The 17,796-nt window shown below is 66.3% G+C and carries 19 protein-coding genes; 13 read left to right on the forward strand and 6 right to left on the reverse strand.

What is annotated here, in order from left to right:
- Nucleotides 1-13: 13 nt before the first annotated feature.
- Entirely contained in the window at nucleotides 14-1,720 is a 1,707-nt protein-coding gene (locus AC23D4_RS11160; RefSeq protein WP_472887624.1) for a DUF1302 domain-containing protein, read from the reverse strand.
- Nucleotides 1,721-2,045: 325 nt separating this feature from the next.
- Between AC23D4_RS11160 and AC23D4_RS11165 the strand changes: the two genes are divergently transcribed.
- Nucleotides 2,046-2,954, forward strand: a complete 909-nt coding sequence (locus tag AC23D4_RS11165) for a LysR substrate-binding domain-containing protein (protein WP_472887625.1) — start codon at nucleotides 2,046-2,048, stop codon at nucleotides 2,952-2,954.
- Between the two features lie 279 nt (nucleotides 2,955-3,233).
- Here the strand turns inward: AC23D4_RS11165 and AC23D4_RS11170 are convergent, their stop codons facing one another.
- Both AC23D4_RS11170 and AC23D4_RS11175 read right to left on the reverse strand, forming a co-directional pair.
- Nucleotides 3,234-4,202: a relaxase/mobilization nuclease domain-containing protein gene (locus AC23D4_RS11170; protein WP_472887626.1), complete on the reverse strand. Its 969-nt coding sequence runs from the start codon at nucleotides 4,200-4,202 to the stop codon at nucleotides 3,234-3,236.
- Nucleotides 4,203-4,218: 16 nt separating this feature from the next.
- Nucleotides 4,219-4,794, reverse strand: coding sequence for a hypothetical protein (locus AC23D4_RS11175; protein ID WP_472887627.1), 576 nt, complete (start codon nucleotides 4,792-4,794; stop codon nucleotides 4,219-4,221).
- 315 nt (nucleotides 4,795-5,109) lie between these two features.
- Here AC23D4_RS11175 and AC23D4_RS11180 point away from each other — a divergent pair, with 315 nt between their 5' ends.
- The 8 genes from AC23D4_RS11180 (at nucleotide 5,110) to AC23D4_RS11215 (ending at nucleotide 10,978) form a co-directional block, all read left to right on the forward strand.
- The gene (locus tag AC23D4_RS11180; protein ID WP_472887628.1) at nucleotides 5,110-5,475 is read left to right on the forward strand and encodes a hypothetical protein; all 366 of its coding nucleotides are present in this window, start codon (nucleotides 5,110-5,112) and stop codon (nucleotides 5,473-5,475) included.
- A complete protein-coding gene (stbB, locus tag AC23D4_RS11185; RefSeq protein WP_472887629.1) occupies nucleotides 5,472-6,173 on the forward strand; it encodes a StbB family protein in 702 nt (233 codons plus the stop codon). Before AC23D4_RS11180 ends, stbB begins: the two co-directional genes overlap by 4 nt.
- Nucleotides 6,170-6,631 (forward strand): hypothetical protein, encoded by a 462-nt coding sequence (locus AC23D4_RS11190; protein ID WP_472887630.1) that lies wholly within the window; start codon nucleotides 6,170-6,172, stop codon nucleotides 6,629-6,631. Before stbB ends, AC23D4_RS11190 begins: the two co-directional genes overlap by 4 nt.
- Before the next feature lie 110 nt (nucleotides 6,632-6,741).
- On the forward strand, nucleotides 6,742-7,359 hold the full coding sequence (locus AC23D4_RS11195; RefSeq protein ID WP_472887631.1) for a type IV toxin-antitoxin system AbiEi family antitoxin domain-containing protein: 618 nt from the start codon (nucleotides 6,742-6,744) through the stop codon (nucleotides 7,357-7,359).
- A complete protein-coding gene (locus tag AC23D4_RS11200) occupies nucleotides 7,356-8,201 on the forward strand; it encodes a nucleotidyl transferase AbiEii/AbiGii toxin family protein (protein WP_472887632.1) in 846 nt (281 codons plus the stop codon). Before AC23D4_RS11195 ends, AC23D4_RS11200 begins: the two co-directional genes overlap by 4 nt.
- Nucleotides 8,202-8,394: 193 nt before the next feature.
- Entirely contained in the window at nucleotides 8,395-9,825 is a 1,431-nt protein-coding gene (gene cls / locus AC23D4_RS11205) for a cardiolipin synthase (protein ID WP_472887633.1), read from the forward strand.
- Between the two features lie 38 nt (nucleotides 9,826-9,863).
- On the forward strand, nucleotides 9,864-10,406 hold the full coding sequence (locus AC23D4_RS11210) for a DsrE family protein (RefSeq protein WP_472887634.1): 543 nt from the start codon (nucleotides 9,864-9,866) through the stop codon (nucleotides 10,404-10,406).
- 149 nt (nucleotides 10,407-10,555) lie between these two features.
- Nucleotides 10,556-10,978, forward strand: coding sequence for a VOC family protein (locus AC23D4_RS11215; RefSeq protein WP_472887635.1), 423 nt, complete (start codon nucleotides 10,556-10,558; stop codon nucleotides 10,976-10,978).
- 25 nt (nucleotides 10,979-11,003) lie between these two features.
- On the opposite strand, the gene AC23D4_RS11220 is transcribed toward AC23D4_RS11215, so the two are convergent.
- Entirely contained in the window at nucleotides 11,004-12,611 is a 1,608-nt protein-coding gene (locus AC23D4_RS11220) for an ABC transporter permease (RefSeq protein ID WP_472887636.1), read from the reverse strand.
- A gap of 196 nt (nucleotides 12,612-12,807) precedes the next feature.
- Between AC23D4_RS11220 and AC23D4_RS11225 the strand changes: the two genes are divergently transcribed.
- Nucleotides 12,808-13,932, forward strand: coding sequence for an ABC transporter ATP-binding protein (locus AC23D4_RS11225; protein WP_472887637.1), 1,125 nt, complete (start codon nucleotides 12,808-12,810; stop codon nucleotides 13,930-13,932).
- A 7-nt stretch (nucleotides 13,933-13,939) separates the two neighbouring features.
- Here the strand turns inward: AC23D4_RS11225 and AC23D4_RS11230 are convergent, their stop codons facing one another.
- Together AC23D4_RS11230 and AC23D4_RS11235 are read right to left on the reverse strand one after the other, a co-directional pair.
- Nucleotides 13,940-15,238, reverse strand: coding sequence for an ATP-binding protein (locus AC23D4_RS11230; RefSeq protein ID WP_472887638.1), 1,299 nt, complete (start codon nucleotides 15,236-15,238; stop codon nucleotides 13,940-13,942).
- Nucleotides 15,235-15,993: a response regulator gene (locus tag AC23D4_RS11235; RefSeq protein ID WP_472887639.1), complete on the reverse strand. Its 759-nt coding sequence runs from the start codon at nucleotides 15,991-15,993 to the stop codon at nucleotides 15,235-15,237. Before AC23D4_RS11235 ends, AC23D4_RS11230 begins: the two co-directional genes overlap by 4 nt.
- A 242-nt stretch (nucleotides 15,994-16,235) precedes the next feature.
- Between AC23D4_RS11235 and AC23D4_RS11240 the strand changes: the two genes are divergently transcribed.
- The 3 genes from AC23D4_RS11240 to AC23D4_RS11250 all read left to right on the forward strand — a co-directional run bounded on the left by AC23D4_RS11240 (nucleotide 16,236) and on the right by AC23D4_RS11250 (nucleotide 17,782).
- Entirely contained in the window at nucleotides 16,236-16,649 is a 414-nt protein-coding gene (locus tag AC23D4_RS11240; RefSeq protein ID WP_472887640.1) for a hypothetical protein, read from the forward strand.
- Nucleotides 16,650-16,671: 22 nt separating this feature from the next.
- The gene (locus AC23D4_RS11245; protein WP_472887641.1) at nucleotides 16,672-17,034 is read left to right on the forward strand and encodes a hypothetical protein; all 363 of its coding nucleotides are present in this window, start codon (nucleotides 16,672-16,674) and stop codon (nucleotides 17,032-17,034) included.
- A gap of 73 nt (nucleotides 17,035-17,107) precedes the next feature.
- A complete protein-coding gene (locus AC23D4_RS11250; protein WP_472887642.1) occupies nucleotides 17,108-17,782 on the forward strand; it encodes a DUF2202 domain-containing protein in 675 nt (224 codons plus the stop codon).
- Nucleotides 17,783-17,796 lie beyond the last annotated feature (14 nt).

The raw sequence follows: 17,796 nt of genomic DNA on the forward strand, positions 1-17,796 counted from the left end.
GGTCTCCGAAAGATCAGAAGGTGCGGCGGACGTTGAACGACAGATAGGTTCGATCGGCGTAGTTCTGCTTGAACGAGCGGTGCCCGGCCTCGATGAAGGCGCCGGCCTTGCCAAAGTAGTGGGTCAGGTTCAGGCCAAAGCGCCAGACATCCAGGTACGAGCCGTTCAGGCCGACACTGACGTCACCGATGCCCTCGCCCAGAAAGGCGCCCACCACCGACGAGTTGCCCGACAGGCCGTAGCCCACACCCACCGGCACGCTCAGATCCACGCCGGGCATCACCTGCCGGTACTTGGGCTCAAAGATGACGCGGATGTTGGTGGCATCGCGGGTGGCATTGGGGTTCATCGCGGAGCGGTTCTTGGTCACAGACAGCAGCCGGTTCCAGCCGAGTTCGCCCACGAAATCGGCCTCGCGTGCCAGGAAGCTGGGGCCGAGGCTGGCGATCCAGTTCACCTGGGCGTGAGCCGATTTGCCCACCGCGTACAGGGGATTGCTGTTGTTGTTCGCGCCGGCCAGGTCCACCTGCGCGTCGCTGTCCAGCGGCGTGTTGCTGCGGAAGGAGGCCTCACCGGCGACGTTGACATTGCCCACCGTGGTGCTGAAGCTCCCGCCCAGCGCACGGATGCCTTCGTGGAACACCCATTGGTAGGTCCCGACCTGAACACCACTGGCGCTCACCGACGGTGCACCCGCTGAAGGATGCAGGTACAGCCCCGATGGCCCATGGTCGTTCCACTGGACCGCGTACAGCCCGTAGTCCACGTCTGCGTGACTGAAGCGCAGCTGGGTACCGAACTGGCCGCTCTTCTTGGCCTTGAGGTCGGCCTCGCGGTGAAAGCTGACGTTGCCAGCCGGCGATGAGCCCACGATCAGACGTTCACCGCCCGTGGCCAGCGCATCCATGAACGAGTAGTAGCTGCCCGATCCGGGCAAGCGGTCGCTCATGGAGTCGAGCATGTAGTAGCCCCCCAGCATCACACCGGGCGTGACCTGCACCTGGCCCGACAGCTGGTTGATCGGCATCATGAATTCCTTGAACTGGGCGTTCGGCACCGTGGCCGCCTTCACGACATCGATTGAGGCCTGAGCCGCAGCGATGCCGTTGGCGCCCAACATCAGACTCTCGCCGTACACCAGGGTGTGTTTGCCCAGGCGACCCAGAACCGGCATGTTGCCCAGCTTGAATTTGCCGAAGACAAAGGCATCCAGCACTTCGGCATCTCCGCCATGCAGCTGGCGCGTCGCGTCGGTGAACTGGTTGCTGCCCACCGAGATCTGGTTGGCGGTGGCGGGCGAGTTGTTGTCGTTGCGGGACTGATAGACCGAGTCGTACCAACCCGCCGCGGAGACCCGAAAGCCCACGTTCTGGTAGGCGACGTCCAGCTCGCTCAGCAGGTCCAGCCGGCTGGACACCAGGCCTCGCTTGAAGTTGCGGCTGCCATCGTCGGTGTTGGGGAAGTAGCCTGCGGAGGCGGGGTCGTAGTTCGCCCCCTCCACGATCGCCGGCGACGGGTTCTTCAACCGGAAGCCGGTGCTGTACTTCACCGAGGTGTCCCACAGGACCTTGAGGTCCGGGTTGCCGGTGTCGACTTCAAAGGCCTGCGCCGTGGAAGCGCCCAGGCTGAGCAGCGCGGCCAGGGCCACGCGGCTCAGAACCGGGCGGGGCCGGGTGCGTGTGGTGCGGACGGTGCCGCGAGCGGTGGGGATCGTGTTCACGTGGTTGTCTCCAGTGGGCTGATGAAAATGGGCGCTCGGGGGGCGCCCTCTGCGAAAACGGGCAAAGCTCCGCCTGAACAGGCACGGGCCTGAACGGTCGAAATGGCGAATGGGTGCTGAGCGGCGCCGACTCCAAGTCGGCGCGGTCACGTCAACGGCGCGGGGACGTGGCGTCTGGGAACGTGTGTTTGTGCATGTCTCTTCTGGCCTTGTTTTTTGATCTGGCGCAAATGTAGGAGGCTTCATGCCTCCTGCAAATCAAATGTTTTCGAACCAATCTGTTGATGCCATCAACAGGTCAAACGCCCGATGCCATAATCTTTCGATGCGTCTGGGCCACTTCGACCTCAACCTTTTTGTCACGCTGGATGCGTTGCTCGAAACCCGCAGCATCACGCGCGCGAGCGAGCGACTGCACATCGGCGCCTCGGCCACCAGCAGCGCACTGGGGCGTTTGAGGGAGCACTTCGGTGACGAGTTGCTGGTGCAGGTCGGGCGCCGGATGAACCTGACCCCGCTGGCGCTCAGCCTGCGCGAGCCGGTGCGGGACCTCATCCTTCGCTCACAGGCCACGCTGGCCGCCAAAATCGAGTTCGATCCGAAAAGCGCGCAACGGCGTTTCGTCTTCAACGCGTCGGACTACGCCACCACGGTGCTGTTGACGCCCCTGGCTCAGCGCCTGGAAGAAGAGGCCCCGGGCATTTCCATCGACGTCGTGGAGCTGGGCGACAAGAACCTGCAGCGCCTGGAGCGCGGAGAAGTCGATCTGGCGATCTACCCCGAACGCAACGCCAGCGACATCTACCCGAAGGACGATCTGATGACCGAGACCTACAGCTGCGTCGTCTGGACCGGAAGCGCCCTGCAATCAGACACCTTCACCTTCGACGACTACATGGCCGCCCGGCATGTGGCCGCGCAATTCGGCGACCAGCGCGTCGCGAGTTTCGAGAGCTGGTTCCTGTCCACTCATGGCGTTTCGCGCCATGTGGTGGTCATGGCCAGCACCTTCAACGCCCTGCCACTGCTGGTGGTGGGCACGCAACGCATCGCCACCATGCATGCGCGCCTGGCACGCATGTATGCCCGCATGCTGCCGCTGCGGCTGTTGCCACCGCCCTTTGAGATCCCGCCCCTGCATCTGGTTATGCAATGGAACCATCACAACGACAGGGACCCGGCCCATACTTGGCTGCGCGGGTTGCTCAAAGTCGTGGCGGATGAGGTGCTTTGAGCATTGGCGCGCCTGCGGCCCAAGGGGTACCCGAAGCAAAGCTTCGATGATCTACACGGCGTGAGCGGTCATTCCTGGGACTTGTAAAAGCCGCCCCCGGTCGAGCGACCGGTCCCGGTCGGCAAGCGGTCGCTTGAGATCCAGCCCGGTGAACGACCGGTTGCGGTGCGTTGAAAAACACAGCCCTCAAATTTGAGTGGCCGCGCGCCGCCTGGAACGGGCATATATCTTGGTGCCGGTGACCCCTCGTTTCAGGCCAACTTCAAAGTGGAACCCCCTTCATCTCCTGACCTCATGATCAACAACCGCCCCCATTCGCGTCGGTTGTGTACGGTCTGGCGGCATCCTGGACAGCCCGACCGGAAGGGATGATCCCTGCAGGAACAATGCGATCGATCCGGCCAGCTTCACGTCTCTGGCATCCGGCGACTTGGCCAGGGCCTGGCCAATGTGCAACCAGGCACGCAGCGCCTCAGTCCGGGTGGTTCGCGATCTCGTACTGCTCTTGTCCTCTGGTCTGGCTTTCCTCAACCGCCCGTCCTCCCTGGCCTTCAGCCGCCAAAGATGTTCCGAGTTCCTGGTCTGGAACCGTGTGGCCTGCCGGGTGGCCTCGGCCTCCACCCCATAACCGCGCAGTTTCTCGGCAAAGCTCTCGCGCCACCGTTGCAGGTCGGCCTTGCGCGGGTTGAGTCGTTTGCCGTAGATCGACTCTGCCCTCACGCTGAGATGCACGTGCGGGTTCGCCTGGTGGTCGTGCAGCACCATCACATACTTGTGGTTGGCCAGCTCGGTCTTTGCAAACTCGCTCGCCGCCCGTTGGACGATCAGCGGGTCCGTGCCCCTGGGCATGGACAGCATGATGTTGAAGGCCTCGCGCCGGTGTCCTTCGTCTCCGATCAGGCTGCCGCCATAGCGCCACTCTTCGCTCAGCTCGTAGACAGCGGATCGACCTTGCAGGACCTCGCCCTGTTCATTCTCCATGCCGAGGAGGCCGTTCTTGCTGATGTACCGGAAGTGCGCCGCAATGGCCAGCATGCCCCGCCCTCCCCCGGTGACCTTGACCATGACCTGGGGTGCTCTCTTCACCACGGTGGATTCAATGCGCTTTCGGATGGCGTCCGCGCGCTGATGCATGCCTCCATCACCCAGCTTGGGCTGCGGCCTGACCTTGACCACCCGGTTGCCCGGGTGGAACAGGCGATCACCCCACTGGACGATCACCCCATCGATGTTCGGCGCTTGGCTCATGGTGTTCTCCTTGACGTCACCGGTTGGACCGGTGGATGGTCTCTGTGGATGACCCACGCGGGCGCAGATCGGCCATCAGGGCCGCCGCCTGGGCGAGGTGGCGCCGGACGTCTCCGTCCAGCGTGTCGAGCATCTCGCGGTAGGCCACTGCTTTTTGCACGTTGCTCTGGGCCAGCAGACGCGAGAGGGTGTGGATGTTCCGGCAGAGGCTGGAGAGCTTCGCGTTGGACTTGATGAGTTCAACGATTTCCGCGGTGCGGCTTGCGCCTGTGGTCAAGGCAGGCACACCCGTGATCAAACCCGCCAGGTAGGCATCGCGGGACATCTGCGCGATGTGCGCACCGACGGCCAGCCGCCTGGCCTCGGGGGCTGTCAATCTGATTGACAACTTGACCCGAGGCACTTGCAACGCGCCAAGGCACCCGGTATCGACGACCACCTGAGGAGCGGACTCGGACTGTCCGAGTTCACGGGCCACAGCCCGACGAACCAGCACCGACACGCTCTCCCTGCGGGTCTGAGCGCAGCTCACCAGCGCGGCCTTGAGGCCGCGCATGTCGACCGTGATGAAGTCAGGGTTGCGGGTGTTCATGGGTCCCCCAAAGGTCAAACGTGAGCGAAGCGAGTCGTTTGTGAAAACGGCGGCGGGCCGCCTATCTCTGCACTAACCTTCTCTCTATGGTGCTTCAGGAATCGGTCCGTCAAGCTGCTGGATTTGGCCTCGAATCCAGCAGCCGAACAGGGCTGTTTTGGGCTGAAGATGGCCTTCATTTCCCACATCCCCCGACCTGAGCGAACCGTGGTCGATACAGGACCAGGACAACCGGTCTGAGAGCGGATCACCAGCGATACAGCGGCGGGTCGGAAACGGATCGGGAATGAATCACCACCGAACCAGAGGACCGTCATGAAGCTGGCACCGAAGGATCCACCGGGTCGCAGCACACGCCGCGCACGAGGTTTCGCGTTCGAGATCGGGCTGTTACGTGCGCAGGGCTACACCCTCGAGGCGATTCGCGAGGCCCTGGGCGATGCGGGTGTGAACGTCAGCAAGAGCACGGTGCAGCGCGAGGTGACCCGACTGGCTTCGAGATCGCCTTCGGGGGTGGCCACTGCGTCTGAGCCCTTGCACCCCGCAGCGCAGGTCGCATCCGTGTCCGCCTTTGTGCCTCCATCGCCCGTCTCCGACTTGCGCAGCGGCAAGGAGATCGCCGAAGCCTTCACCGCCACCCAGAACACCAACCCCCTCTTCCGTCAAAGGAGCACGCCATGAAAATCGCCGTCATCAACTTCTCCGGCAACGTGGGCAAGTCCACGGTGGCCCGGCATCTGCTGCTGCCCCGCATCCAGGGTGCCGAACTCATCGCCATCGAGAGCCTGAACGCTGACGAGGCACAGGGCCAGGCCTTGCGGGGCCGCCAGTACGGTGAACTGCAGGAATACCTGCAGACCGTCGCCAGCGTGGTGGTGGACATCGGCGCGAGCAATGTGGAGGAGCTGCTGGGACAGATGCAGCGCTACCGGGGCAGCCACGAAGACTTCGACGGTTTCGTGGTGCCCACGGTGTCGGCGCTCAAGCAGCAGCAGGACACCATCGCCACACTGATCGAACTGGGTCGCATCGGCGTGCCGGCTTCACGCCTGAAGCTGGTGTTCAACATGGTCGAGGACGGGGTGACGGTGGCCCAGGCCTTTGCGCCCCTGCTGGCGTTCGTCCAACAACAGCCTGTCGCGCAGGCGAATCTGAGCTGCCGGCTGGGGGTCAATGAGATCTATGGGCGCATCAAGGGAAGCAAGGCGGACCTGCAAACGCTGGTGAACGATGCGACGGACTACAAGGCCCTGATTGCCCAGGCCAAGGGCACCACAGAGAAAGTGGCATGGGCCCAGAAGCTGGCCACGCGGCGTCTGGCCAGCGGCGTGGTACCGGAGCTCGATGCCTGCTTTGCGGCACTGGAATTGAACAAATGAACAGCGCGAGCACGGCACGCGAAGCGCTGATCGCCGAAGCACTCGGCGAGGTGGGCGCCCTGATCGACCGCCTGGAGGCCTTGGTTCCTGCCGCGGATGAATTGGGTCAGACGGCCTGGCGAGCCTATGAAAACCTCATCGACCGGATCAACCGTTTCGACAACCAGGTCCAGAACACGATCAATGAAGCGGAGTCTGAAGCGCTCAAGCGCATCCTTCGACACGCCGAGGACATCACCCGGCAATCGCTGGAAACGCAGGCAATGGCGATGAAAACGACGGCACGCGAGCTGGTCCGCACCGAATTCGATCCGGCCACCGCCAGGGTGCTGCCCCAGATGCAGGAGCTCGCTCAAAAACGCGTGAGCACACGCGTGGTGTGGATCTACTGCCTGACGGCCTTTTGCACGGGGGCGGATCTCATGGCACTTCTTGTCCACTGCTTGCCGAGCCATTGAAGGACGCCGTGGTCAGCCCATGCCCCTGGTCAGGCGGACCAGGCGTTCGGCTTGTTGCAATATAAAGTCATATATTGACTATATACTAGCTTTAGCAACAACCTCCACGGATGACCGAAGGCTTCAACACCACGCACGAACAAGCAGTGCTCGCACTCGCCGCGCACCAGCCCCTGCTGCGCGCACGCGACCTGACCGAGCACGCCCTGCCGACCGTGGTACTCAGCCGGCTGGTCGCGGCGGGCAAGCTTGACCGTGTGGCCCGTGGTGTCTACAGCCTGCCCGGGCGTGCGCTCAGCGAACACCGGTCGCTGGCCGAGGTGGCCCTGCGCGTGCCGCGTGGCGTCGTGTGTCTGCTGTCGGCGCTGCGCGTCCATGGCATCGGCACCCAGGCGCCGTTCGAGGTCTGGCTGGCCATGCCCCATCACTCACCCACACCCCGGCTGGATCAGCCGGCATTGCGTGTGGTGCGCATGTCGGGTGCGGCCCTGAGCGAGGGCATTGAACCGGTCCTCATCGATGGTGTGAACGTTCCCGTGTTCAACGCGGCCAAGACGGTGGCCGATTGCTTCAAGTACCGCAACAAGATCGGCCTGGATGTGGCGCTGGAGGCGCTGCGCGATGGATGGGCACAGCGCAAGCTGTCGATGGACGGGTTGTGGCACTACGCCGAGATCGACCGTGTGGCCAATGTGATGCGGCCCTATCTGGAAAGCGTCTCGGCATGAGTCGCAATCTGGCCGCATCCATCCGCGCGCGGTTGAAGCAGCGCGCCGATGCCATCCAGCAGGATTTCAACCTGACGCTCACCCACTATGGGCTGGAGCGGCTGTTGTATCGCTTGTCGATCTCGACCCACGCCACCAACTACCTGCTCAAGGGCGCGCTGCTGTTTTCACTGTGGTACGACCAGCCACATCGGCCGACGCGCGATGTGGACCTGCTGGGATATGGAGCGGACGACATCGACACCGCCGTGTCGGCATTCCGCGAGATCTGCCAGATCGTGGTGGGGGACGGCATCGCGTTCGACGCCGCCTCGGTCAAGGGCGCAGCGATCCGCAAGGACGCGGGCTATGGCGGCGTGCGCATCGACCTACAGGCCACACTGGACGGTGCGCGCATCGTGCTGCAGGTGGACATAGGGTTTGGCGACGCGGTCACGCCCGCGCCGGAATCGGTGCGCTACCCCGTGCTGTTGGAAGACTTGCCCGCGCCGCAGTTGCGCTCGTACCCGAAGTACACCGTGGTGGCCGAGAAGTTTCATGCCGTGTGCCTGCTCGGCATGGCCAATACCCGAATGAAGGACTACTTCGACCTCTGGGTGCTGCTCAGCGATGACGCCCTGGACACCGCACTGCTGCGTCAGGCGGTCGAGGCCACCTTCGCGCGCCGGCAACTGACCTTGCCCAACCTCACGCCTGCGGGCCTGAGCGAGGCCTTCGTTCAGGACGCCGAGAAGCAAAAGCAATGGGCTGCGTTCTTGAAAAAGAACCGACTGCAAACCCTGGATCTGGCCGTCGTCATCGAACGGCTGCGCGATGTTTTTCAGGATCTGGGCCGCACATGAAGGACCGAATCACTGGTCCGACGGCACCTGAAATCTTGATGGTACTTTTGACGGTACTTTCAAAATCACATTGCTACAAATACAGCCCCAATGAGTGCTGCGGGTTGATTTTCGATTCCTGTTGGTGTACCACCCCCGGACCGCACGCAAAAAAGTCGCACGCCCGAGCAGCAGGCACGCGAGAATCGTGCGCATGTCCCGCCTCCCCCGCGCTCCGACCCCGACCTGGCTCCGCTGGCAGGCCGCAGCGCTGGGCGCGCTGACTGTGGCCTGTGTGCTCACCACCACCGGTTGCACCAGCCTGTCGCCCGAGGCCCTGGAGCCGATCGATCAGCCCGTGACCGCGGTGGCGTTCGAGAACGCCCGCGGCGAGGTGTCGGCCGGCAAGAGCGCGGCCATCGTGCAGTCGCTGGAACGCAGCGCAGGCGACAGCGACATCCTCGACAAACACCTGGCCGTGGAACAGGCGATCAACGCCGACAGCCCGCTGGTGCTGGGCAACAAGCTCACGCTGCTGCAGGACGGTCCCGCCACCTACGCGGCCATGTTTGCCGTCATGCGCGAGGCCCGGGACCACATCCACCTGGAAACCTACATCATTGCCGACGACGAGGTGGGCCAGCAGTTCGCCGAGCTGCTGCTGGCCAAGCAGGCGGCCGGCGTCCCGGTGCGCCTGATCTACGACAGCGTGGGCTGCCTGAACACGCCCCGCGCGTTTTTCGATCGCCTGCGCGCGGGCGGCATCCAGGTGCTGGAATTCAACCCCGTCAATCCGCTGGCCAGCAACCAGAAGGCCTGGCGGCTAAACAACCGCGACCACCGCAAGTTGCTGGTGGTCGATGGCCGCATCGCCTTCATCGGCGGCATCAACATCAGCGAAGCCTATTCCAGCGGCTCGTCCATCCACCTGACCAGGCCCAAAGCCACCGGCGATGCGGGCTGGCGTGACACCCATCTGCAAATCGAGGGGCCGGTGGTGGCGGAGTTCCAGAAACTGTTCCTGGACACCTGGCACAAACAAAAGGGTCCGGCACTGGCCACCGGCCAACCCTTCCCGCGGCTGGAACCGCAGGGCATCAACATCGTGCGTGCGATCGGCAGCGCCGCCGGCGATCCGCGCAGCCTGATCTACCTCACCTTGCTGTCGGCGATCGAGCATGCCGAGCAGCGCATCTACCTCACGATTGCGTATTTCGTGCCCGATCCGCAGCTGATCGCGGCGCTGACCGCTGCGGCGCAGCGCGGTGTCGATGTGAAGCTGATCCTGCCCAGCCACACCGACTCGTGGGCGGTGTTCCACGCCGGTCGCTCGCACTATGCCGCGCTGCTGCGCGCCGGTGTGCACATCTACGAACGGCGGGGCGCCGTCATGCACGCGAAGACCGCCTCCATCGACGGTGTGTGGTCCACCGTCGGTTCCACCAACCTGGACTGGCGCAGCTTCCTGCACAACGACGAGATCAATGCCTCGGTGCTGGGCCGCGATTTCTCGGCGCAGCTGGACGCCATGTTTGCCCGCGACCTGGCCGAATCCAACGCCATCGATCTGAAACAGTGGGAGCACCGCTCGATCCTGCTGCGGCTGCAGGAATGGGCCGCGCGGCTCGCCGAATACTGGCTGTAGCGCAAGACTGTGTGTTCAACACTCCAGGAGACCACCCCATGTACACCGCCCCCATCACCCGCCTCTGGCCCCACGCCGTGCTGACCGCCTGCCTGGGCGCGGTGCCGCTGCTGGCCCCGTGGCCCGCGCAGGCCCAGGCGACCTTCGTGCAGACGCCTTACAAAAACCCGAAAGTGCTGTTCGACTTCTACCTCGACAACCCGGCCAAGATGGGCGCGGCGCTGTACTGGCTGCGCTCGTTCGTGAACCCGCTGACCGAGGCGCCCTACAGCTTCTTCAACGACGACATGAGCGTGATCGTGCTGCTGCACGGCACCGAGCTGGTGACGGTGGCGAAGAAGAACGAGGCGAAATACGAAGAGGTGGTGCAGCGCATGCGCTACTACGCCGGGCAGGGCGTGAAGTTCAAGGTCTGCGGCCTGGCGTTGAAGGACTTCGGGTACACGCTGGCCGACATGCAGCCTTTCATCGAGGTCACGCCCTCGGCCATGACCGAACTCGTGCACTGGCAGAACCAGGGCTACGGCCTGATCACGCCGTTGGTGACCGACAAGCGCTTTTCGATCGAAGAGATCCGCTGAGAGGCTGAGAGACCGGCGGCGCCGCTGCCGCGAACCGTTCGTCGGCCCGGTGACGGGGCCTGTCGAAACCCGGGTGGCCCGTCCGTCGTGACCTTGAACGCACCCGGACCCCGGCCCGGGGTTCCTCCACCCCTGATCAGGAGATCAACATGACGCAACTGTGCGCCTACCTGTCCTACAACGGCAACTGCGCCGAGGCCATGGCCTTCTATGCGCGCGTGCTCGACGCCAAGGTCGAAGCCCTCATCACCTACGCGCAGATGCCCGATGGCGACCCGGTGCCGCCCGAACACGCCGACCGGATCATGCACGCCCACCTGGTGCACCCCGACTTCGCCCTCATGGCCGGCGACACGCCGCCGGGCGTGCCGTTCGAAGGCATCAAGGGCGCGATGCTGGCGCTGACCTACCCCAGCGCCGACGAAGCACGGCGCATCTTCGGCGCACTCGCCGAGGGCGGCAGCGTGCAGATGCCGCTGGGCGAAACCTTCTGGGCCGAGGCCTTCGGCATGGTGACCGACCGTTTCGGTACGCCCTGGGGGATCAACGGGGGACCGAAGGCGATGTCGTAGGCCCTGAAGGTCTGGCTGCGGACCCTCAGCGCTGGCGCAGCGTGCGGCTGAGCATGATCACCGGCACCAGCCCCACCAGCACCAGCGTGAGCGCGGGCAGCGCCGCCTCGCCCAGGCGCTCGTCGCGCGCCAGCTGGTAGGTCACCACCGCGAGGGTGTCGCTGTTGAAGGGCCGCAGCACCAGGGTGGCGGGCAGCTCCTTCATGACATCGACGAACACCAGCAGCGCGGCCGCGGCGGTGGAGCGCCTGAGCAGCGGCCAGTGCACCCGGGCGGCCAGGCCGGCGCCGGTGGTGCCGAGCATGCGCGCCGAATCGTCCAGGCTGGCGGGCACGCGCGCGTAGCCGCTTTGCACCGACTGCAGGGCCACCGCGGTGAAGCGCACCATGTAGGCCCAGACGATGCCCAGCGCCGTGGCCGTGATCCAGTAGCCAACGCTCGACTCGGGCCGCACCGCCTGCACCCAGCCCACCGGCAGCAACAGGCCCACCACGATCACCGCCCCCGGCACCGCGTAACCCAGGCTGGCGAGCTGCACCACGCCGCGCGTCACCGCGCTGGGCCGGGTGCGCAGCGCAAACGCCAGCACCAGCGCCAGCGCGGTGGCCAGCAGCGCGCTCAGGCCCGCGAGCCACACGCTGTTGCGCGACCACTGCACGAACATGGCCCAGGGCAGGTCTTCCCAGCCGCCAATCAGCGGCCGCAGCATGAACAGCACCGGCAGCACAAAACCGAACAGGACCGGCAGGCCACACACCAGCACCGCCAGCACAGAGCGTGCACCCACCAGCCGCACCGGCTGCGCCTCGGCACTGCCCGCGCGCTGGCCGCGCTGGGAGGAAAACCGCATGCGCCGCTGGGCCCGGTGTTCCAGCCAGAGCAGCAGCGCCACGATGGCCAGCAACATGGTCGCCAGCTGCGCGGCCGCCAGCGGCATGTCCATGGACAGCCAGGCCTTGTAGATGCCGGCGGTGAAGGTCTGGATACCGAAGTAGCTGGCGACGCCGAAGTCGGCCAGCGTCTCCATGAGCGCCAGCGCCACACCCGCAGCCACCGCCGGGCGCGCCAGCGGCAGCGCCACCTCGCGGATGCGGCGCGACAGCGGCGCGCCCAGCAGGCGCGCGGCCTCCATCAGCTGCGAGGCGCGCTCGGAGAGCGCGGTGCGCGCCAGCAGGTACACATAGGGATAGAGCGAGAAGGTGAAGACCCAGACCGCGCCCGGCGTGTTGCGGATCTCCGGGAACACCCGCCCCCGCAGACCGAAGGCCTCGCGCAAGCCCACCTGCAGCGGCCCGCTGAACTGCAGGAAATCGGTGTAGGCGTAGGCCACCACGTAGGCCGGCATGGCCAGCGGCAACAGCAGCGCCCACTCGAACACGCGGCGACCGGGGAAATCGAACAGCGTCACCGCGCTGGCCGTGCCCATGCCCACCAGCGCCACGCCCAGGGCCACGCAGAGACACAGCAGCACGGTGGTGAGCGCGTAGTCCGGCAGCACCGTCTGCGCCATCTGGTGCAGCACGTCGCGCGCCGCGGCGTCGAACTGCAGCCACGAAGCCCCCAGCGACAGCACCGGCAGCGTCAGCAGCAGGGCCAGCAGGAGCAAGAGGGCAAAGGCCATCCAACGCGGCATGGGCAGTCAGGTCAGGAAGGGGACGGGGAGTAAGGGGTGTGAACGGTGCCCATCATGGCACGGGCGTTGCAGACCCCGCCGGACAGGTCATTTGACCCGCATCAACACAAATGAGAATTGTAGTCATCTACAATTTAAACCTGTCCGCAGGCTGTTTGAGGCCGCGGCCCCGAACAGCCCACCGCCAGGATCAGCCATGTTCCTCAACGTCTCCCAGCTCAGTGTGCGCTACACCGGTCAACAGCCGGCCGCGGTGGACGGCGTGTCGTTCGGCCTTCGCGCCGGCGACATCGGCGTGCTGATCGGCCCTTCGGGCTGTGGCAAGACCACGCTGCTGCGCGCCGTGGCGGGGCTGGAGCGGGCCAGCAGCGGCAGCATCACCCTGCAGGGCGAGACGGTGAGCGACGGGCAACACCACATGCCGGCCGAACAGCGGCGCATCGGCATGGTGTTCCAGGACTACGCACTCTTCCCCCACCTGGACATCGCGCGCAACGTCGGCTTTGGCATCGCCAAGCTTTCCCGCAACGAACGCGAAAAGCGCGTGACCGAGGTGCTCAAGCTCGTCGGCCTCGACGGCATGCAGGACCGCCATCCGCACGAACTCTCGGGCGGCCAGCAGCAGCGCGTGGCTCTGGCGCGTGCGCTGGCGCCGCGCCCGCGCTTGCTGCTGCTCGACGAGCCGTTTTCCAACCTCGACGTGGACCTGCGCGAGCGCCTGGCGCACGAGGTGCGCGCCATCCTCAAGGCCGCGGGCGCCACGGCGCTCTTCGTCACCCACGACCAGCTCGAAGCCTTTGCCATCGGCGACGTGATCGGTGTCATGCACCAGGGCCATCTGCACCAGTGGGACGACGCCTACGCGCTCTACCACCGGCCGGCCACGCGTTTCGTGGCCGAATTCATCGGCCACGGCGTGTTCGCGCCGGCGCAGATCCGGCTGGTGGGCAACGAGGTTTCGGTGCAGACCCCGCTGGGCGCGCTGCACGACGTGGAAGAGTGCCCGCTGCCCAGCGCCTACGAGTCGGGCCTGTGCGACGTGCTGCTGCGTGCGGACGACATCGTGCACGACGACCTGGCGCCCGCCAAGGCGCAGATCGTCCGCAAGGCTTTTCGCGGCTCCGAGTTCCTCTACACGCTGCGACTGGCCAGCGGCGAGACGCTGATGACGCACGTGCCCTCGCACCACAACCACGCGGTGGGCGAGTGGATCGGCATCCGCGCCGAGGTGGACCACGTGGTCACGTTCGCGCGCGGTGCCTCGGCGACTTCGCCGCCCGCGCCAGGCGCCCGGAAGCCACCCGTCGACGCCCCGCTGTGAACAGGTCTTAAAGAACCACCCAGGCTTCCATGCCACCGCCGGCCCGCTCGCCGAGCGACACGCGCCAGCCGTTCGCCTGCGCCAGTTCGCGCACGATGGCCAGGCCCAGTCCGCTGCCACCGGTCTTGGGGCTGCGCGAGGGCTCCAGGCGCTGGAACGGCTGGAACATGGCTTCCACCTGATCGGCCGGAATGCCGGGGCCACGGTCGAGCACGCCGACGCGGCAATGCGCACCGTCCTGCTCGCACACCAGTTCCACCGGGCCGGCGGGCGCGTAACGCAAGGCGTTCTGCAGCAGATTGCCCAGCGCCCGGCGCAGGGCAATGGCAGGCACCGGGCGCACACAGGGTTCGCAACGCACCTGCACCGGGCTGGCCGCGGTCGCGTGTTCGGCGGCCAGCTCGTGCAGCAGGGCCGCCATGTCCACCGGTGTGGCGGGTTCGTGTTCCAGCCCGCGCGCCAGGTCCAGCACGTTGCCGATCAGCTGGTTCATCAGCTCCATGTCGCGCTCCAGCCGGTCCAGCAGCGTGGGGCTGGGCTGCGTCCTGAGCATCTCCAGCGCCAGCCGCATGCGCGCCAGCGGTGTGCGCAGATCGTGCGACACGCCGGCCAGCAGCGTGGTGCGGGCCGACAGCAGCTCGCGCACCTGCGTCGCCATGGTGTTGAAGCGCCGGCTCAGCGCGACGATCTCGCGCGGACCGGTCTCGGGCAGCAGGTCGGGCGCCACGCCCTGCCCCAGCTGGGCGCTGGCCTGCTCCAGGCGCGCGAGCGGCGCGACCACACGGCGGGCCAGCAGCAGCGCCAGCCCCACCGCCACCGCCAGCCCGGCGGCCAGACCGATGAGCAACACGGCCAGTGGCCGGCTGTTGATGCGCGCGCTGGACAGCCCCACCGCCAGCGTGCCGCCACCCGCGGGCACACGCGCCCAGTACCAGTCGAGACCGGCGTCGTCGGTGGCGCGAATCAGGTGCCGGTCCAGCCCGACGCGCCCGGCCAGGGCCGCCTCCAGCAGGTAGAAAAAGGGCGGGTGCCATTCGTCCACGCTGGCGCCGTCCACCGCGGGCCGGATCAGCAGCGACTGCCGCAAACGCAGTTCGGTTTCAAACGCCGGGCGCGTGGCCGGGGGCAGCTCGGCCCAGGTCTGGGCCGACAGCACCATCAGGCCCGCCAGGTCGTCGGCCGAGCGGCGCGCCATGGGCAGCATCACCAGCCAGACAAAGGCCAGCACCACCAGCAGCTCGACGCCGATGAAGGCCAGGGCCAGCAACACCGTGTTCTGACGCACCAGACCCGCGGGCCGTTTCACGCCAGATCTCCTTGCGGGTTGAACAGATAACCTTCGCCGCGCACCGTGCGGATGAACTGCGGTGCCGCCGGGTCGGCTTCGATCTTGCGGCGCAGACGGGTCACGCGGCTGTCCACGCTGCGGTCGAAGGGGTCGCGGTCGTAGCCCTTGAGCATGTCCACCAGCACATCGCGCGACAGCACGCGGCCGGGGTGGCTGACAAAGGCGGCGAGCAGCGCGTATTCCGCACTGGTCAGGGGCACCTCGTGGCCGTCGCGCAGCAGGCGGTGGCCCGCCGTGTCGAGCTGGTAGGGGCCAAAAGCCGGCCGCTGCGCCCCGGCGGGTGCGCCCGTCTGCGCGTCGGGCGGACGCTCGGCCACCACCGGGGACGGTGCGTGCGCGCGCCGCAGCACGGCGCGCAGACGCGCCAGCAACTCGCGCGGACCAAACGGCTTGGGCAGGTAGTCGTCGGCGCCCACCTCCAGGCCGATCACGCGGTCCATCTCTTCGCCGCGCGCCGAGAGCATGAGCACCGGCATGTCCCACTGCGCCTTGATGCCGCGCGTGAGCGACAGGCCGTCTTCACCCGGCAGCATCAGGTCCATCACGATGGCATCGGGCAGCTCCCTGGCCAGGGCTTCGCGCATCGCCGCGCCATCGCCCACGGTCTGCACCACAAAGCCGTTGGCCGACAGGTAGTCCGACAAGAGGCAACACAGATCGGGGTCGTCGTCCACCACGAGCACGCGCAGCGCAGAAGGAATAGGCGCATTCATGCGCTGGAGTGTAGGCCGGCCACCGCGCGCCAGGGCCCGCGATGCCGCCTCCTGACACCGGCTGACACACACCGGCACCACACGCCACACGCCGGGCCCGAACCGGCATGTGCTGGCGACAGAGCGGGCCCAGGATTCAGCCATCGGCTCCGGCATTCGATGCCGGGCGTCGTCGGCCCAGCCGCTGTCCAGGTTGCAGCGGCCCGGTCCCACACCCCCCAACCTGGTTGCAAAGGAACATCATGACCCCCGCCTCCAAGCTCCTCACCGCCCTGCTGGCCACCCTCACGCTGACCGCCGGCTCCGCCATGGCCGCCGACCCGGTGCCTGTCGCTGGCCGCCAGCTCATGACCGAGCAGGAACAGGCACAGATGCGCACCCGCATGCGCAACGCCACCACCGAGGAAGAACGCGCGCGCATCCGGGCCGAGGAACATGCGCTGATCCGCGAACGCGCTGCGGCACAGGGCATCACCTTGCCTGAAACCCCGCCAGCACAAGGTCAGGGCTTGGGACTGGGTCAAGGCACCGGCCAAGGTATGGGTCAAGGTCAAGGCCCCGGCCCCGGCCCTGGCGCCAGCGGCGCAGGTGCCGGAACAGGGCCTGGCGCCGCGGGGGGCATGGGCCAGGGCCAAGGCCGGATGAACAAGCGCTGATCCACCTCATCCACCACCGACCATGACGCTCTCCCGATGGACATCCGGTCTGGGTATCTGCGCGCTGCTGTGCCTGCAGGCGCAGTCCGCCCTGGCCGCGGAACCTGAACGCCCGCCGGTTCAGCCGAATGAAACCCCGGTGCCTGCGTTGCTCGGCAGCGACGAAGTCTCACCGGGCAGGGTCCTGCCCTACGGGGCGGGCTACGAACAACGCCTGCGCGCCGCGGGATCGCAGAACGGCGCGACCAACCACGCGGCCGGCGGCGCTTCACAGGGCTCGGGTGCTTCGCGCGGTGGTTCGGGTAGTGGATCGGGTAACGGATCCGGCAGCGGCTCGGGTGGCTCGGGTGGTCGCGGCAACGGCGGCGCGGGGCGCGGCCGGTGACGTGTCCGCGGTCACCCGGCTCGCTCCGCCACAAGACATCCATCTCCACCTTCTTCTTTAATGGAAAGACACCATGAACCACCCCACGATCACCCGTTTCTCCGCCATCTTCCTGGCCTCCCTGGCGCTGGTCGCGTGCGGCGGTGGAACCGACGATGACCTGGACAAACGCGGCACCCCCAACTCCAACTCGGTCAATGCCACGCTCGCCACACTGCCCATCGCAGCGCTGAGCCAGGCGGAGATCGACTCCCTGCTCTACATGCGCGAAGAAGAGAAACTGGCGGGTGACGTGTACATACGGATGGACGCACTGTGGGGCCGCAGCGTGCCGGTGTTCAGCAACATCACCGCCAGCGAAGCCACCCACACCGAAGCGGTGCGCCAGCTGTTGCAGCGCTACAGCCTGCCCGACCCGGCCGCCGGCAACGCGGTGGGCGTGTTCCAGAACCCGGACCTGCAAGCGCTGCACAACCAGCTGGTTGCCGATGGCTCGGTCTCGCTGATCGAGGCCTTGAAGGTCGGCGTCCACATCGAAGAACTGGACATGGTCGACATCAACACCCACCTGGCCAGTGTGGACAACCAGGACATCCGACGGGTCTACGAATCGTTGTTGCAAGGTTCCCGCAACCACCTGCGGGCGTATTACCAGACCTTGCTGAAACAAGGTGGCAGCTACACGCCGCAGTACCTGAGCCAGGCCGAGTTCGATGCCATCGTGAACTCGGCGATGGAGCGGGGGTGATCGCCGGCGCGTGG

This window comes from Hydrogenophaga sp. L76 (assembly GCF_057654755.1).

Excerpts from the sequence above, each read along its gene's own strand:
- AC23D4_RS11165 (WP_472887625.1), top strand. The coding sequence starts at position 2,046 with ATGCGTCTGGGCCACTTCGACCTCAACCTTTTTGTCACGCTGGATGCG.
- AC23D4_RS11170 (WP_472887626.1), bottom strand. The coding sequence starts at position 4,202 with ATGAGCCAAGCGCCGAACATCGATGGGGTGATCGTCCAGTGGGGTGAT.
- AC23D4_RS11175 (WP_472887627.1), bottom strand. The coding sequence starts at position 4,794 with ATGAACACCCGCAACCCTGACTTCATCACGGTCGACATGCGCGGCCTC.
- AC23D4_RS11180 (WP_472887628.1), top strand. The coding sequence starts at position 5,110 with ATGAAGCTGGCACCGAAGGATCCACCGGGTCGCAGCACACGCCGCGCA.
- stbB (WP_472887629.1), top strand. The coding sequence starts at position 5,472 with ATGAAAATCGCCGTCATCAACTTCTCCGGCAACGTGGGCAAGTCCACG.
- AC23D4_RS11190 (WP_472887630.1), top strand. The coding sequence starts at position 6,170 with ATGAACAGCGCGAGCACGGCACGCGAAGCGCTGATCGCCGAAGCACTC.
- AC23D4_RS11195 (WP_472887631.1), top strand. The coding sequence starts at position 6,742 with ATGACCGAAGGCTTCAACACCACGCACGAACAAGCAGTGCTCGCACTC.
- AC23D4_RS11200 (WP_472887632.1), top strand. The coding sequence starts at position 7,356 with ATGAGTCGCAATCTGGCCGCATCCATCCGCGCGCGGTTGAAGCAGCGC.
- cls (WP_472887633.1), top strand. The coding sequence starts at position 8,395 with ATGTCCCGCCTCCCCCGCGCTCCGACCCCGACCTGGCTCCGCTGGCAG.
- AC23D4_RS11210 (WP_472887634.1), top strand. The coding sequence starts at position 9,864 with ATGTACACCGCCCCCATCACCCGCCTCTGGCCCCACGCCGTGCTGACC.
- AC23D4_RS11215 (WP_472887635.1), top strand. The coding sequence starts at position 10,556 with ATGACGCAACTGTGCGCCTACCTGTCCTACAACGGCAACTGCGCCGAG.
- AC23D4_RS11220 (WP_472887636.1), bottom strand. The coding sequence starts at position 12,611 with ATGCCGCGTTGGATGGCCTTTGCCCTCTTGCTCCTGCTGGCCCTGCTG.
- AC23D4_RS11225 (WP_472887637.1), top strand. The coding sequence starts at position 12,808 with ATGTTCCTCAACGTCTCCCAGCTCAGTGTGCGCTACACCGGTCAACAG.
- AC23D4_RS11235 (WP_472887639.1), bottom strand. The coding sequence starts at position 15,993 with ATGAATGCGCCTATTCCTTCTGCGCTGCGCGTGCTCGTGGTGGACGAC.
- AC23D4_RS11240 (WP_472887640.1), top strand. The coding sequence starts at position 16,236 with ATGACCCCCGCCTCCAAGCTCCTCACCGCCCTGCTGGCCACCCTCACG.
- AC23D4_RS11245 (WP_472887641.1), top strand. The coding sequence starts at position 16,672 with ATGACGCTCTCCCGATGGACATCCGGTCTGGGTATCTGCGCGCTGCTG.
- AC23D4_RS11250 (WP_472887642.1), top strand. The coding sequence starts at position 17,108 with ATGAACCACCCCACGATCACCCGTTTCTCCGCCATCTTCCTGGCCTCC.